The sequence below is a fragment of the Polaromonas sp. P3_C2 genome, assembly GCF_056402675.1.
Genome location: NZ_JBFUGX010001073.1, coordinates 1 through 901, shown reverse-complemented (window position 1 = coordinate 901; position 901 = coordinate 1). Strand labels below are relative to the sequence as shown.

Sequence of the window (901 nt, the reverse complement as noted above, 5' to 3'; positions counted from 1 at the left end):
CCGCCTACCTCGTCCGGAATCGGCGCACCCAGTTCCAGCAGCGTCCTGGCATTGTCAATGCGACCCTCCTCCATCGCCCGCCACAACGGGAAAGCCGAATCACCGTTGCAGAGCGTCACTTGCCCCAAGGTGGCACCCAATTGACGAAGTTTTCTCAGCAGCGGGGCTGTTTCGCTGCGGCCCGAAATATAGACTGCGACCCGGTCCAGTGCTTCCACGCTGGACGCAATCCCGCTGATGAGGTGGTCAAGGAACACAAGATCGGTGTTCCCCGAGGGCCAATTAAACGGCTGCTCGTACAGCTGAGGGAAGGGCGAGTCATTGCTACGCCCACTGACGCTTTTGACCTCGGAAAACCAGTCTATCGGTTGCTGGTCGTTCATCCACAAAATCACATCCAGTGCCGCGTGCTCCACGGCGGTGCAGAGAACAGCCTCCCTATCCTGATCTTGGTACTGTGTCTTCAGGGTATCGACATCGTTGTGCTTCGCGGACTCGACAACGACTTCATCACGCGACAGGTTTTCATAGAACCCTTCAGGCGCGATCAAAAGCGCACCCTGCTCCCTGAAGATCCGTGCGCCTAAGGAATTTTCACCACTGTCGAACGAGTGCCAAATCGGGCTGCCACACTGGGTGACGGGATTCAGGTTGTCTTTGCATCTCTCAACGACCCACCGGCAGGTTTCGATGGCTTCGAATTCTGCTGACGACAAAACAATATGCAATACAGTTTCGCCGTCGGTGTTGGTTTCGTAAGGGTCGAATCCCAGAGCACAAAGCGCCTTCAACACTGGCAGGTTGCACCAATATGCCGCAACGGTCGTTAGCGGCGCGGGATACTGACTAATACGGCGATTTTCACGAATGACGCCTTGTTCGATTAAATGCAGTGCAATAG

At 55.5% G+C, this 901-nt stretch carries 1 protein-coding gene; it reads right to left on the bottom strand.

Annotated elements, in window-relative coordinates; translation table 11 throughout:
* Positions 1–901, bottom strand: a 901-nt coding sequence (locus tag AC1DWI_RS24680) for an ankyrin repeat domain-containing protein (RefSeq protein WP_477726114.1), incomplete at both ends; no start/stop codon positions are given.